Genomic DNA, 13904 nt, shown 5'->3' with positions numbered 1-13904 from the left:
AACGAGTTGGTGCCGGCGAACCTGTCGGCGCCGCTCCGCTAGATCGATGGGTATTCAGCGGTGATGTCGGCGGCGGGAGCCGAAATGGTCCCGACGGTGTGCTCGAGTTCCCACACCAATGCCTGGCTCGGTGCGTCCACGGTCCACGGCGGCGCCTGCGTCGGGTAGACGCGGGTGGTGATGGAACGTCCGGCGCTGGTGAACAGTTCGACGACCGATCCGTCCAGCACCACTCGGACTGCGGGTCGGTCCGCGGTCCGGTCGAAGGGACCACGAATCGCCGCGGGACTCGGGTCAGCGCGGTGATCTGTGCTGGCGTGCGCCCGGTCGACGGTGAGGGTGTCTGCATCGACGTCAACGTTGATGTCGAGATATTCGGCTTCGGAGAAGCGCAGCCGGATGCAGCCGGTGACGGCGACGGGCAGCACGATTTCGGCTTGTGCTCCGATGCGAGCACCGTGCGCAGCCTCCGAGCTGCCGACGCGGAGGGCGTCGATTACCGGGTGGGGTTCGGTGCCGAGCCGACCGTTCGTGATCCACGCCCGGCGCGGCAGGGAGATCGCGCCGGACCAGCCTGCCTGCTCGGTCCACTGCTCGGTTCGGCCTTCGGTGACCCATCCGAAGAGCACCGGCCCCCACGAGCTGGTCCGCATCACGGAAGCCGCGTAGAAGTGCTGCCCGTCGTCGACCTTGAACGGCGAAGGAGACCCGGTCAGGGGGATGGCGACGACGTCGCCCGGGCCGTCGGCGTGGGACCAGGACGCCACGATCGCGACGTCGGTGCCGTCGACGGTGAGGATCTGCGGGCACTCCCATCCTTCACCGGTGTCGATGCCGTTGGCCGTGTCGCGTGTCATCGATACCAGATCGCCCGCGTGGGTCCAGCTGATGCCGTCGACGGATCGGTAGTGGCGGATGGACGCTGTTTGATTCCTGGAAGCCGCGCCGACCGCCATCGACCAGCCGTCGTTCGTCTGCCAGACGAACGGGTCGCGGAACATGGTGATTGCTTCGTCGGCGGACGGATCGGCGACGACCTGCACGGGGGCGCCGAAAGTGTTCCCACCGTCGGTGGATTCCGCGAGGAGGACCGACTGAAACGGACTGTGATCGACTTTGCCGGAGTAGTAGGCGCGGACGGTGCCGTTGTGCAGGACCGTGTTGCCGGACCATGCGCCCCCGGAGTCGGTGCCGCCGGGGACGGGAACGATCGCGGGTCGGTGGAGGGTCCAGTGCACGAGGTCGTCGCTGGTGGCGTGTCCCCACTCGACGGGGATCTCGAGGTCGACCCGGGGTCGGGACTGGAAGTACAGGTGGGCCTGCCCGCCGATGTCGATGGGTCCGTTCGGGTCGTTGACGTACCCGCGAGGGAGTCGGACGTGGAACTGCGGGAGGTGGTGGTCGGCTACGGTCACGGCGCTTGCGGCTTCCTGGGGTGCTGTTGGCAGGGCTTGGGGGTCGGTCATCGGGACGACCCCGCGGTGACGCCCTCGATGAAGTACCGCTGCGCGAAGATGAACAGCAGCACGCTCGGGATCATGGTCAGCACGACGCCGGCGAGGACGACGGAGATCGATCCGGTGCCGAGGTTGCCCTGCAGGCCGACGAGTCCGAGCGGCAGTGTGAAGGTGTCCTGCTGGTTGAGGAAGATCAGCGGTCGGTAGTACTCGGCCCAGAAGCCGGAGAAGTTCAGGATCGCGAGAGTCGCGATCGCGGGGCTGGCCATCCGCGAGTACACGTGCCAGAACACCCCGAACTGGCTGGCGCCGTCGATGCGGGCCGCCTCGCCGAGCTCCTTGGGCATCTGCATGAAGTACTGCCGCATGAGGAACGTTCCGAATGCGCTGCCGAGAGCAGGGACGATCAGGGAGGCGATGGAGCCGGTCAGGCCCATGTCCTTCAGGATGACGAAGACCGGGATGATGATCGTCTGGATCGGGACCATCATCGTGGCGAGGAAGATCCCGAAGATGGTGTTCTTGCCGGGGAAGCTGATCATCGCGAACGCGTACCCGGACAGGGTGCACGTGATCGTCTGGCCGACGACGATGAGCAACGTCACGAGGACGCTGTTGATGAAGAACTGCCCGATCGGGATCTGGTTAAACACCGCGGCGTAGTTGCTGAAGTCCCAGGACAGGGGTAGCCACTGCGGCGGGTTGTTGAACGATTCCGCCGGTGTGCGTAGCGAGGTGGTCAGTGTCCAGAGCAGTGGCCCGAGCGCGAACACGGCGGCAATGATCAGGATGATCATCCCGATGATGCTCCCCACCTGGGCGACAGGCTTGCGGCGACGAACGATGTGACTGACAGCTGGTTGCGCGACGGTTTCTGGGGCGTGCAACGGGTTGAGGGTGTCCGTGGACGTCATTGGTAGAACACCAGCTTTCGTGCGGCGATGAATTGGAGCCCGGTGATGATGCCGATGATGACCAGCAGCAGGATCGCGATGGCCGAGGCGAACCCGAACTGCAGGTTCTGGAATCCGGCCTGGTACATGGAGATGGTCGCGGTCGTCGTCGCGGTGCCGGGTCCGCCCTTGGTCATGATGAACGGCTGGTCGAACAGCTGCATCGCGTTGATCATGGCGATGACGGTCGCGAACAGGATCGTCGGGCTGATCAGGGGGATCTTGATCCGGAACAGTGTCCGCCAGGGGCCGGCACCGTCGATCGCGGCGGCTTCCTGCACGTCGACAGGCACCGCGAGGAGTGCGGCGACGAAGAGCACGAAGGTGAAGCCGACCTGCTGCCAGACGACCACCATCACGACCGTGACTTTCGCCCAGAACGGATCGTTGAGCCAGTGTGCGCCGGGCAGCCCGATCTCGTTGAGGTAGTAGTTGATGAGCCCGAACTTCGTGTCGAAGATGTAGCCCATGAAGATCGACACGGCGGCGGTGGAGGCCAGCAGCGGCAGGTAGAACGAGGTGCGGAAGAACACGCGGGTGGCGTTGCGCTTCCGGTTGTTCGCCAGTACCGCCAGGAGCAGGCCGAGCGAGATCTGCAGCACGACGATGGCGATGGCGAGTGCGACGGTCACGCCGAACGACGCGAGGACCGGCCCGTCGGTGAAGAGACGCTTGTAGTTGTCGAACCCGACCCACTTGGGGCTGCTGATGACGTCCCATGAAGTGAATGAAAGCCCGAGGGAAGCGAGGATGGGGATGAGGGTGAACACGGCGACGAAGGTCATCGCGAGCCCGATCATCAAGAAACCGAACGTGGATTCACGTCGGCGGGCGCGCTTGGCCGCCGGCCGGCGGGCTGCGACCTTGGCAGCCCGCCGGATGGGTGTTTCTGTTGCTGTTGTCATCACGAAGCCTGCGAGGCTGCCTTCTCGATGTCTGCCTGGAGGCCGTCGAGCGCCTTCTTGGCATTCCCGGAGGAAATCGCCTGGGTGGTGCGCTGGTTGAGGGCGGTGGCGAGGGCGTTGTAGTACGGCGGGGCGGAGATGGGCACTGAGTTGTCGAGCTGGTCGTAGAACACCGACCAGTGCTCCGGCCCGGTGGTCTTGTACCGGTCGGCGGTCATCAGCGACTTCTGCGCCGGGGTGGTGACGTTGCCGGGCCAGAGTGCGTCGAAGCTCTCCGGCTGCACCATGACCTTGATGACCTCGAACGCGAGGTCCTTGTTCTTGGAGGAGTTGAAGATGCCGTAGCCGCCGGCGCCGAAGAGCGACTTGTTGCTCTTCCACGTCGGGAACTCGACGACGTCAAAGCTGCCGTTCTTCATCCCGGCGTTGTGGAGGCCACCGGCCCAGAAGCCACCACCGATGGTCATACCGATCCGGCCGGATGCCATCAGACCTTGCAGCGTGGCGCCACCGCCAACGTCAGGCGAGGGCGACGCGCCGGACTTCTGCAGGTCGATGACGTACTGCAGCGCCTCGACGGCGGCGTCCGAGTTCGCCGTGGGGTCGCCCCACTTCCAGCCGCCCTTGCGTCCGGAGACCCCGATCGGGTTGTCCGCGAAGGCCTTGCTGTTCCACAGCCAGTCGCCGCCGGAGTACTTGCCCTCCTCGAGGAGGTTTCCGTCGTTAGCGTAGAGGAACGAGGTCCAGCTGCCCCAGAGGCGCACCACCCAGTCGAAGGCGTAGGTGCCGCCACCGACCTTTGCAAGGCTCGCTGCAGAGGAGTGGAAGTCGTCCATCGACCACTTGCTCGTCGGACGGGACAGGCCTGCCTTGTCGAACAGGTCGGTCGAGTAGAACATGCTGCCCGCGTTGAAGCTGTCGGGCAACGTGTAGAGGTGCCCCTGGTACATCGTCGACTCCAGCAGCACCGGGTGGGCGCCGGTGAAGTACTTGTGCAGGTCCGACAGGTTCTTCGTGACGTAGTCGTCGAGCGGAGTGAGGAGGTTCTTCGACGCCAGAAGCTGCTGCCCCTCGGTTGCGACGCTGACGATGTCCGGCACGTCGCCCGAGGCGATCTGGGTGAGAACCTTTGCGAGGAAGTCGTTCCAGTCGGTCCCGTTGATCGCGGTGACCTGCAGGCTGGCCTTCTTGTCGAGCTGCTTGATCTTCGGCTCGATGGCCTTCTGCAGGGCAGTGGCTGCGCTCTGCTCGCCGAAGTAGAGCATCTTCACCGTTCCGGAGCTGCTGCTTCCACCGCCAGTGGTCGAGCATGCAGCCAGCGATCCGATGCCGGCCAGGGCGAGCCCGGCCCCGCCGAACTTGAACAGCGTGCGCCGGTCGATCGGGGTGCTGAATCCGTTCGCCATGGGTCGCTCCTCTCTGAGCGATCGTGGCCCCGCTTGATCGGGACCAATACGTATTTGTGGTGCGAGCGTACACACGGGGCGGGCGAGACGCAATACGTATTTGTTCTGGCATGATGAGAGCAACGGAGGAGGGTCGATGGCGAGCCGCAAGCAGACAACGCAGCCACAACGCGTCACCATGAAGGACGTTGCGCGCCATGCTGGGGTGTCGCAACCGACGGTGTCGTTCGTGTTGAACGACCGCCGCGATGTGTCCATCGCAGCCGAGACGCGCACCCGCGTCCTCGAGGCCGCGAGGGAACTGAACTTCCAGCCGAACCGTGCAGCACAGTCGTTGCGGTCGAACCGGTCCTACACGGTCGGCGTGATCGCCGACCGGCTCGTCTCGCAGCCCTACGCCGGTCACATCGTGCTGGGTGTCCAGCAAGCCGTGCAGGAGGCTGGATACGTCTGCTTCGTGGTGGAGACGGCGCAGACGACCGATGGCGGCAAGGCGGCCGTCGAGAATCTCGTCCAGCAGGGGGTCGCCGGCCTGGTCTACGCGGCACCCGGCCCCGAGTACGTCATTCCGGTCGAGGGGCTCGACACTGTTCCGACGGTCTTCGTCAACTGCTTCCCGCCCGGTGAAACGCCTGCGGTGACGGTGCTCGCCGACGAGTACCAGGGCGGCTACGACGTCGCCGCCGCCGTGTTCGCAGCCGGCCACGCCGATGTGGCCTTCCTCGGCGGCCCCGAGGACGACTACGCCTGTCAGGAACGAAAGCGCGGACTCCAGTGCGCCGCCGTAGACGCGAGCATCGCACCAGAGCGCATCCACATCGCGTTCGGCACGTTCCAGGTGGGATCAGGCTATGACCTCGCGATAGAGGTCCTCGCGGATGCAGGCACGTGTCCAACGGCGATCATCTGCGGGAACGACCGGATGGCGGTCGGCGCGTTGATGGCCGCGCAGTCCCTGGGGATGCGCTGCCCAGAGGACATCAGCATTGTCGGCTTCGACGACCAGCCCGACCTCGCCGATCAGATGCATCCGCCGCTGACCACCGTCGCTCTCCCGCATCAGCAGATGGGTTTCGAAGCCGGAACCCTGCTGCTGGCGGAAGCAGAACAGCCCGGCCGACACCTTGTGCCGTGCGAATACATCTCCCGTAGCTCGCTCGCTGCGCCGCGACCCGAAGGAACCTGAGTGACTCTCCCGTCCAGCACCCACTTCCAGCCTCCGAACGGCTTCGTCGGCGACGTCATCCCGTTCGAACACGACGGAACAGCGTGGCTGTTCTACCTGCTCGACGAACGGCCGGATGCTCCGCCGCTCGAACGTCCGACGGGTATGCCTTGGGCGGCCGTCACGACGACCGACTTCGTGACATTCGATGACAAGGGCGTCGTGCTGCCCTCCGGGGGGCCCGACGCAAGCGATTTCGACTGCTACACCGGCAGCGTCGTTCAAGACGACGAGGGGACGCTCCACTTGTTCTACACGGGGCACAATCCCCGAATCAAGACCGGATCCGACGGCGACGGTAAAGACGCGCAGGTCGTGAGCCACGCAACGTCCTCCGGCGACCTGACCGACTGGACCAAGCACCCCGACTGGGACTTCCCCGCACTCGCCGGCTACTCCCCCGAAGACTGGCGAGACCCCTTCGTGTTCCGCCCCGCTGCCGACCGGCCCTGGCAGATGCTCCTCGCCACGCGGCGACTCGGTGAGCCGTACCGGCGCTCCGGCCTCGTTGCACGCCTCGAATCCGATGACCTCGTCACATGGCGAGACGCCGACCCGATCTGGGAACCGCACCGCTTCATCACGCAGGAATGCCCGGACGTGTTCCAGTGGGGCGAGTGGTGGTACCTGGTGTACTCCGAGTTCTCCGACGCGTTCTGCACCCGCTACCGCATCGCGAAGTCGCCGGACGGCCCATGGCTCGCGCCGGCAGATGACACCGTCGATGGCCGAGCCTTCTATGCTGCGAAGACGGTTGCGCTCGGGAACGAGCGGTACTTCGTTGGGTGGATCGCCTCGAAAGAAGACCGGCGCGATGGCGGCCCGTGGCAGTGGGCCGGCACCATGGCAACACTGCAAGCACACCAGCGCGCTGACGGATCGTTGCGGTTCGACCTTCCCGACGGCGTCAGAGCCGCGTACACCGACGAGGTCGATGCCACGGCGCTTCTCGAACCGGTCAACGGCGCTGCAGCAACGGTCGGCGCTGGCGCAGCCAGCCGATACGCATCTTGGGTTGGGCCGGAACTGCCCGCTGAGGCGCTCGTAGCCGTGGACCTGACGCTTGAAGCAGACTCCAGGTCATTCGGGGTGCTCCTGCGCACTAGCGACGATGGCGAAGAGGGCTACGCACTCCGCCTCGAACCTGACCGGAACCGGCTCGTGCTGGACCGGTGGCCGCGTGGCACGACTGGCGCCGAGCAATGGCAGATCCTTGGCGATGTCCCGCACGCCGTCGAGCTCGAGCGCCCAGTGGAACTCGCCCCCGGCGCACATCACCTCGACGTCCACTTGGACGGGGAAATCTGTGTTGCCATCATCGACGGGTCGGTCGCGCTGAGCACACGCCTCTACGACCACCCTGCTGGCCACGTCGGCGTGTTCGTGCAGGACGGCGCCATCACACTTGATCGCCTGACGGTCCGCACTCGCTGACGCTGGCACAGACAAAGTGCGCCTGCCCCGGACAACGGGGCAGGCGCACTTCGTTGTGGCGTTACTTCCAGATCGATTTCAGGGGCCAGGCTCTGAGATCGCCGACCGCGAACGGTCACCAGCCGGATATTCGCCTGGTACCGGAAGGATCCCACCAATCCCGATTCGCGCCCGAAGATGAAAGCGCCTGTAGTCAGCGCCTGCGCGCTCACCACATCCAGGCGATCCACGTGCTGCTCTCGAGCGCCCGATTAGCGATCCCCTATCGGGACTCGTCTTGTGGGCCCGTCCGGCGCATCTTGGCGGTCGGAGTCAAACGTTCCTCGTCATCTAGTGAGGGTCGAGCCCTGCTGCCATCGCACGAGCATGACGCGGCCGTAGTGCGCGGACGCGACGTAGTGGAACACGAGCCCGACGAGGAAGACGAGGTAACCGAGGCCCGCGACGAACGAGAGGTCCCTGCCGCCCGTGGCACCGATCAAGAGCGTCACCAGGCCGACCCCCAGGAGGACCGTCCGCAGCTTGCCGGCCCACCACACCCGGACGCCGGGGTCTCCGCGATAACCGATGAGAGCCCCCAGGGCGAGGAGGAGGTCCGGCACCACGACGAGGACGACCTCCTGCCAGCCGAAGATCCCCGAGAGCGCGAACGCACCGACGACGAGGAGGAGTGCGACCCTGGTCGCCACGGGGTCGAGCCACGCGCCGAGGACCGACACCGTGCCGGTCCGCCGGGCGATCGGGCCGTCGACGAGATCGGTCAGCAACGTGACCACCAGGACGACCGCCGCCGCCTGCGTTTGTCCGGCGACGAGGAGTCCCCCTGCCACGGCCGCACCGAGGAGGCGCCCCACGGTGACGGCGTTGGCGACGGTCCGCCATCCGCCACCGTCCGCCAGGCGAGCAGCGAGGTCGCGGGTGAGCCCCGGTCGAGAGGAGGCCGCCTCGGCGGCACCCGCGACGGACTCAGCGGCCGTCCCGCCATCGGCGGTGGCGGCGTCCCTGGCGGCTGCACGCCGCCCTCGGACGAGGCGGACCACGATGATGACGGCGATCGCGACCGCGACGACGACGAGCGCCCAGGACGACGCCTCGCCGAGGTATCGCTGCGCAGCCTCGAGCGAGGACCGCAGGAGGAACCCGGTGCCGGCGTAGACGGCCGACCAGGTCAGCGCGCCCGCGAACGACGCCAGGAGGAACGCCCGATAAGGGACGCCCGCGACGCCGGCGGCGGCGGGGGTCAGGGTCCGGATCACTGGCACGAGCCGGGTCAGGAACACGGCCGCCGCCCCTCGCCTCTCGAGGATGCCGACGGCACGGTCCCAGTTGTCGACCCCGAGTCGACGGATGAGCTTGGAGTCGCGGAAGCCGGCGCCGAACCGACGGCCGAGCAGGTAGCCGACATGGTCACCGGCCGAGCCGCCGACCGCCACGACGAGGAAGAACACCACCGCCGGCGTGACGTCGTCGAAGGTGGCTGCGAGCAGCAGCACCAGCGTCTCGCCCGGCATGAAGAACCCGAGGCCGAGCCCCGACTCGGCGAACGACAACGCCAGGCCCATGGCCCAGACGAGAGGTGTCGGCAACGAAGCAGCAGTGTCGGTGATCCACCCGATCAGATCCATCCCATCGATGGTAGATGCTCGGCGGGCAAGGCGTGGCTACTGTGTCGGCATGAGGAACAGGGTCATCAGTGCAGCACGCGTGGTGTTCGCGGCCGCGTCCGTCGCAGGGGTCGTGACGCAGCTGGTCATCGCCGTCAGGACCGATTTCGGCGTCCTGAACTTCTTCAGCTACTTCACCACCCTCGGCAACCTCTTCGCCTCGACCGTCTTCGTCGTCGGTGCCGTCAGGACCGCTCGGGGCAGGCCGAGCAGCCCGCGGTGGGAGACGGTCCGCGGAGCGTCCGTCGTCTACATGGCCTTCGTCGGCATCGTCTTCAACACCCTCCTCCGTGACGCGGACCTGGGCGACCTGACCCCGTGGGTGAACGTCGTGCACCACATGCTCATGCCCCTCGCGGTCGTCCTGGACTGGGTGTTCGTCCCGCCGCGGTGGTCGATCACCCGACGCGTCGCCGCCTGGTGGGTTGCCGTGCCCGTCGTGTACACCGCCTACTCGCTCGCGCACGGTGCCGCGTCCGGCTTCTACCCCTACCCGTTCTTCGACCCCTCGCGCGGCGGGTACGGCACGGTCGCCCTCTGGTGCGTGGTGCTCCTCGTCGCGTTCCTCGTGCTCGCCGCCCTCGTCCGCCTGATCGGCAACGCCCTCTCGACACGAGCCCGGAGGTCCGACCCTGAAGGTGCATCCACCCGGTAGACGATCCCTGACCGGGCGGCGTAGTGCGAGAGCATGAGCTATGGCCTACTCGCCAGTGACGAACGACGATGTCCTGGAGCTCCGCGCGTTCCTCAGTGAAGCTGACCTCACTATCGCTGGGCTCGACTCGACCGCGGTCCGACTGTGGGTAGAGCGCGACCACGATGGCAACATCGTCGGCAGCACCGGCTACGAAGCCAGCACTGACGGTGCGGACGTCTTGATCCGGAGCGTCGCGGTCTCGAGCGGACGGCGCACCGCGGGTGCCGGCACCCGTCTCGCGAGGTTCGCCCTCGAAGAAGCAGCTAGCTCGGGCGCGACGCGGGCATGGCTCTTCTCACGCCGATCGGGGCCCTTCTGGCAAAAAATCGGATTCGGCCGGGCAGACCGGGATGAGCTCGCCGCCGTGCTGTCCGACACGCAGCAAGTGCGCCTCTTCACCGAAACCGGCCAGCTCGAGCGGGAAGTCGCGTGGATGCGCGAACTCAAAGCCCTCTGCTCCGCACTTGGCGGTCCTACCCGGTAGCCGATCCCTGACCGGTCGACCTACGGGACGAGGTGCTGCACGATCGAACTGTCCGCTCCGTTGAGTCGGACTTCTGCCATGGCGCCGTTCACGAGTGGCATCTGCGGCGGTTGGTGTCCGGTATCGAAGTCGAGGAGTACCGGCACGTCGAGGTCGCCCAGCGCTCGACGCACTGCTTCGTCCTGGGCCAGTTCGGGCACGGCCGGGCCGTCGGTGCGTCCGATCAGAACACCGTTTGCGTCCTCGAACCAGCCCGCGAGACGCAGCGAGGTGAGCAGCCGAACGACGGCGATCGCGTTGGACTCGGCCGCTTCGAGGTAAACGATCGTGCCCTCCGGGGCGTACTTCCGCGCGAACCCGGGCACGTCGCCGTAGGGCGTTCCGGCGAGCAGCGAAACGGTTTCCAGGCAGCCGCCGATCAAACGGCCGCGCATCGTGACGTGATCCGTTCCGTCGAGGGACCGCCATTTCGTAGCTGCTTCGTACGCGTGCTCGCGATCCAACGGCTCATCGGCCCACGCTCCCCAAGGGCGGCTGCGCCGGCGAGGTGCGCTGCGTTGCTCGAAGGTGCTTCCTGGCGGAAGCGCCGCGACGTCGGTCCATCGCTCGAACTCGCTGGGTAGCTCGTACGGCTCGTCCATGAGGTTGGCGCCGTGAAGTGTCGCGAGCCCGGTCCGCGTGGTCAGGGGCAACAGCAGTGTGGAGATGTCCGACCAGCCCACGAACCACGGGCGAGCTTCGGCGAGGGCGTCCCAGTCGATCTTCTCGACCAATTCGATAGCAAGCTCCCCGCCCCACGGCGGAAGTACTGCGTCGGCTGCCTCGAACGCAGCGTGCAGATCCTCGGCGCGGGCAGCGGCAGGCGCCGGCGTGAGACCAGCCGTGGACGTGTGCGGGCGCACGTGGATCTCGAACCCGAGTGTCGTGAGCGCTTCGACCGAAGTCTGCAATCGCTCGAGGAGATGCGCAGGGACCCCCATCGACGGTGCAGGAACCTCGATCCGCCCGCCTGCTCGGAGCGGCATTGGGTAGGTGATGCTCGCCATGCTTCGACGGTAGCGGGATCCAAAGCATGTCCCACAAGCCGATCGCCTATCGAGACCGTCCGCGAAGTCCAGTGGTACGCGCTCACCGCATCGGCGGCTACGACGACCTTCCGTCACTGCGTGAAGTGCTGCGTTTCTTCGCGTCGATCGAGCTCGGTGAGCATCGTCGTCGTGTTGCGGAGCACCCGCGGCGTGGTCACGACGGTGATGACGAAGATCGCGATGAAGAACGCTGCACCGAACCAGAAAAGCGGTTCGCCGGTGACGGCGAGCCAGATGGCGAGAGCCGTCATCGGCAGGTAGAACACCGGCGCCAACCATCGGAGCGGCCGGTACTGCTGTTGGCGAGATTGCAATGCTCGCCGCCAATCGGCGATGTCAACGTTCGATGGAACGGTGCCCCAACGGACCGCCTTGCTGAACTCGGGGCGCCGCCCTACCCGCCCATGAGCACGCCGTGTCCGGCCGACCCAGATCCCCATGAAGATTCCGTAGAACGCGCCGACGATGATGGACAGAAGCGCTCGAGGTCCGACGCCTAGTTCCGGCGTCGTAATGAAGGTCGCTCCGAACCATGCGCCGGCAAACATGACGGCCATGATGACGCCCGCTATCCACGTCGGCACCTGCTTCATCCACCCCATGCCTCGAGACTGCCATGTCCAGCCGATTGCTGGTCGGTCCACGCTGCGCCAGACGCGTCCGGTAGGCGATCCGCTACTGGGACGGTCTGAATGGCCAGTCGTGGGACTGGTCCATCGGGGTCGCGACGATCTGTACTTCGTCCTCGTATGTGATGCGCCCCGGTGAGGTGGTGCGAAGCTCGACCCAGGGGACGCGGTACCGGTCGAGGAGGTCGAGGTACCCGACGCTCATTGCGAGCAGGGTCGTCGCGTCAGCTCTGAACCAGGATCGTGCTCCCGGGTGAAGCGTTGGGTCGTAGCAGTTCGGTTCGACCGTCGACGGATCCCGATACTGAGCTGTGGCCTGCTCGTTCGCACGCAGCAGCCAATGGGCGTCAGCAGGGTCGAGCATGCCGTTGCGCCGGAGGCCGTTGGCAAGCGCAAACACTCCGGGGAACGTGCCGCGTGGGTTCGGGGCTGCGCTTTGATACCGAATGAACAGGGGCACGTCTCGAGGGTAGTGAACCAAGGTCTCGGCCAATATGGAACGGTGCAGCGGATCCCGATCACGGCGCCTGAGGGGGTGCGGTTCGTCCCGGACGATGCGTCGGGCGACGCGGTGCTGGTGATCGCGGGTTCTAGTGGCAGGGTCGATGTCGATCGTGCGCGGGTGTTCGCTGAGCACGGCTTCATCGCGGAGTCCATTCGGTGGTTCGGCGGTCCTGGTCAGCATGCGGGCCCGTGGGAGGTCCCGTTGGAGTGCTTCTTCGACCGGATCGCCGCGCTGGAGTCTGTGAGCGACCGGGTGTGGGTGGTTGGTACCTCGCTGGGAACCGAGGCAGCGCTGCTGATCGCTGCGCACCTTCCGTCAGTGGCTGGGGTGATCGCGTTCGCGCCTTCAGATGTTGTCTGGTCGTGGACCGACGATGCGGGGACGGAGCGCTCCCACTGGACGCTGGCGGGCAGCCCGTTGCCATTCGTGCCGCTTGCGTGGGGTGGCTACGTGCGTGAGACGCCGCCCAGGTTCCGGCCGCTCTACGAGCAGTCGTACGCGCAGTCACCAGCACGGGTCGAAGCAGCTGGCATTCCTGTGGAGCAGATCCAACAACTCGTCCTGGTGGCCGGCGGGGACGATCAGGTATGGCCGAGCGCTGAAAGTGCGCACCGCATCAGTGCTCGGCGGCGGCGTGCGGGCCTCGAGACCACCGTCGTCACCAGGGCGGATGCGGGACACCGAACGATCCTGCCTGGTGAAACGGTCCTTACCGGAGGGCAATCGATGCAGCGTGGTGGGTCCGAGCATGCCGATCGCGCACTCGGTCGAGCTGCATGGGCAGCGATCAGGTTGACAGTCGCCCGGTAGAAGATCCTCTATCGGTCGCCCGACGGGGCTCCGGTAGCATCCCGGCGTGAGATCAATGAAGCCCTGGCCTCGGGCCTTTGCCTGGTTCGTTGCCATCGCTGCTGTGCTAATGCTTGCCCTGGGGCTTTTGAACTTGGTCATCAACACCGGGATGATCGGTTCTTGGCTGCCCCTGATCGTTCTCATGCCTTGGTCTCTGTACCTCGGCGTCTGGAGCCTCCGCAACCAGGACAAGCGCTGAGTTAGCAGAAGACCAGGTGCGTGTCCGGAAGCCGATCGTTCAGTGAGACGAGGGCGCCGGTGGTGGTGTCTATGCTGCTGCACGATGTCGACGATCTGCCCGAGCACCTTCGATAGGTGGAGATGTGACCTGATCCTTGGTCACTCTGGAGAGCACGAGTGTGTCTACGGGAGCGAGCGGGTGCGTTGGAACGAGCGGGCCACAGGTCACGCGCTCCGTGAACGAACTCGATTGCCGAGGTAACTGGCGGCACGTCGGACGTCGCCTGCTTCCCCTCCTCGGAAACGAGCAACGCCCCGTCGCGAGCGACGGGGGCGTTGGCCGTTCCGGTCTGCCATGCACAGCCGGAGTACGTGGGGTGTTACTTGATCTGTGCGGTGATGGTGGCGGTGCCGACGAGGAGGCC

At 66.2% G+C, this 13904-nt stretch carries 14 protein-coding genes; 6 read left to right on the top strand and 8 right to left on the bottom strand.

Features of this window, described 5'->3' with window-relative positions; genetic code table 11:
* Positions 1–38: 38 nt before the first annotated feature.
* From EDF28_RS18830 to EDF28_RS18815, 4 genes are all read right to left on the bottom strand, one after another.
* Positions 39–1466, bottom strand: a complete 1428-nt coding sequence (locus EDF28_RS18830; RefSeq protein WP_123939423.1) for a glycoside hydrolase family 32 protein — start codon at positions 1464–1466, stop codon at positions 39–41.
* Positions 1463–2254 (bottom strand): carbohydrate ABC transporter permease, encoded by a 792-nt coding sequence (locus tag EDF28_RS18825; RefSeq protein ID WP_250899913.1) that lies wholly within the window; start codon positions 2252–2254, stop codon positions 1463–1465. The genes EDF28_RS18830 and EDF28_RS18825 overlap by 4 nt, the downstream gene beginning before the upstream one ends.
* 113 nt (positions 2255–2367) lie before the next feature.
* Complete coding sequence (locus tag EDF28_RS18820) at positions 2368–3210, bottom strand: carbohydrate ABC transporter permease (RefSeq protein ID WP_250899912.1); 843 nt, start codon at positions 3208–3210, stop codon at positions 2368–2370.
* A gap of 104 nt (positions 3211–3314) precedes the next feature.
* Positions 3315–4721 carry a sugar ABC transporter substrate-binding protein gene (locus tag EDF28_RS18815; RefSeq protein WP_123291690.1) on the bottom strand — a complete coding sequence of 469 codons (1407 nt, stop codon included), beginning with the start codon at positions 4719–4721 and terminating at the stop codon, positions 3315–3317.
* Between the two features lie 136 nt (positions 4722–4857).
* On the opposite strand from EDF28_RS18815, the gene EDF28_RS18810 reads away from it, so the two are divergent.
* Complete coding sequence (locus EDF28_RS18810; protein WP_123939421.1) at positions 4858–5907, top strand: LacI family DNA-binding transcriptional regulator; 1050 nt, start codon at positions 4858–4860, stop codon at positions 5905–5907.
* Positions 5908–7380 carry a glycoside hydrolase family 32 protein gene (locus tag EDF28_RS18805; protein WP_123939420.1) on the top strand — a complete coding sequence of 491 codons (1473 nt, stop codon included), beginning with the start codon at positions 5908–5910 and terminating at the stop codon, positions 7378–7380.
* Positions 7381–7706: 326 nt separating this feature from the next.
* On the opposite strand, the gene EDF28_RS18800 is transcribed toward EDF28_RS18805, so the two are convergent.
* Positions 7707–9005 (bottom strand): VTT domain-containing protein, encoded by a 1299-nt coding sequence (locus EDF28_RS18800; RefSeq protein ID WP_123939419.1) that lies wholly within the window; start codon positions 9003–9005, stop codon positions 7707–7709.
* A 49-nt stretch (positions 9006–9054) separates the two neighbouring features.
* Here EDF28_RS18800 and EDF28_RS18795 point away from each other — a divergent pair, with 49 nt between their 5' ends.
* Positions 9055–9699, top strand: a complete 645-nt coding sequence (locus EDF28_RS18795; RefSeq protein WP_123939418.1) for a Pr6Pr family membrane protein — start codon at positions 9055–9057, stop codon at positions 9697–9699.
* A gap of 40 nt (positions 9700–9739) precedes the next feature.
* Positions 9740–10225 (top strand): GNAT family N-acetyltransferase, encoded by a 486-nt coding sequence (locus EDF28_RS18790; RefSeq protein WP_123939417.1) that lies wholly within the window; start codon positions 9740–9742, stop codon positions 10223–10225.
* Positions 10226–10245: 20 nt separating this feature from the next.
* Here the strand turns inward: EDF28_RS18790 and EDF28_RS18785 are convergent, their stop codons facing one another.
* The 3 genes from EDF28_RS18785 to EDF28_RS18775 all read right to left on the bottom strand — a co-directional run bounded on the left by EDF28_RS18785 (position 10246) and on the right by EDF28_RS18775 (position 12402).
* The gene (locus EDF28_RS18785) at positions 10246–11271 is read right to left on the bottom strand and encodes a S66 peptidase family protein (protein WP_123291682.1); all 1026 of its coding nucleotides are present in this window, start codon (positions 11269–11271) and stop codon (positions 10246–10248) included.
* A 113-nt stretch (positions 11272–11384) separates the two neighbouring features.
* Positions 11385–11915 carry a hypothetical protein gene (locus EDF28_RS18780; protein ID WP_123939416.1) on the bottom strand — a complete coding sequence of 177 codons (531 nt, stop codon included), beginning with the start codon at positions 11913–11915 and terminating at the stop codon, positions 11385–11387.
* A 73-nt stretch (positions 11916–11988) separates the two neighbouring features.
* Positions 11989–12402: a hypothetical protein gene (locus tag EDF28_RS18775; protein ID WP_123939415.1), complete on the bottom strand. Its 414-nt coding sequence runs from the start codon at positions 12400–12402 to the stop codon at positions 11989–11991.
* Between the two features lie 42 nt (positions 12403–12444).
* On the opposite strand from EDF28_RS18775, the gene EDF28_RS18770 reads away from it, so the two are divergent.
* Positions 12445–13257: an acyl-CoA thioester hydrolase/BAAT C-terminal domain-containing protein gene (locus EDF28_RS18770; protein WP_185094305.1), complete on the top strand. Its 813-nt coding sequence runs from the start codon at positions 12445–12447 to the stop codon at positions 13255–13257.
* Positions 13258–13303: 46 nt separating this feature from the next.
* Positions 13304–13498, top strand: coding sequence for a hypothetical protein (locus EDF28_RS18765; protein WP_123939413.1), 195 nt, complete (start codon positions 13304–13306; stop codon positions 13496–13498).
* The last annotated feature ends 406 nt before the right edge of the window (positions 13499–13904 follow it).

Source organism: Curtobacterium sp. PhB137 (assembly GCF_003814955.1).
Classification (GTDB): Bacteria; Actinomycetota; Actinomycetes; order Actinomycetales; family Microbacteriaceae; genus Curtobacterium.
This window is presented reverse-complemented; position numbering and strand designations above follow the sequence as displayed.